At 67.9% G+C, this 417-nt stretch carries 1 pseudogene; it reads right to left on the minus strand.

The features are described 5' to 3' along the window. Positions 1 to 310 (minus strand): annotated as a pseudogene (locus tag ACOMDU_RS13750) (2-isopropylmalate synthase); the annotation flags it as partial. Positions 311 to 417: the final 107 nt, after the last annotated feature.

A 417-nucleotide genomic window follows, 5' to 3' on the forward strand; every position in this document is an offset into this window, starting at 1 on the left:
GGGTGAGGACCTGGATGGTGACGTCGTCCGGGATGTGGTCGCCCTCGATGAGCTGACGGACGAAGTCGTAGTCGGTCTGCGAGGCGGACGGGAAGCCGACCTCGATCTCCTTGAAGCCCATGCCGACGAGCAGCTGGAACATGCGCAGCTTGCGCTCGGGGCCCAGGGGGTCGATCAAGGCCGGGTTGCCGTCGCGCAGGTCCACGGCGCACCACAGCGGCGCCTTCTCGATGACCTTGTCCGGCCAGGTGCGGTCCGGCAGGGCGACCTCGATCTGGTCCTGGAACGGGACGTACTTGCGGAACTTCATCCCCGACGACTTCTGCAGGTGGGCGCTCATGCGTGTTCTCCCTCGACGTGCGCGCGGCGGGTGCGCGAAAGGTGGATGGTCGGTGGCCGGACCGGGAGGTCAGGGGC

Origin of the sequence: Vescimonas sanitatis (assembly GCF_049060325.1) — a bacterium.
Classification (GTDB): Bacteria; Bacillota; Clostridia; order Oscillospirales; family Oscillospiraceae; genus Vescimonas; species Vescimonas sanitatis.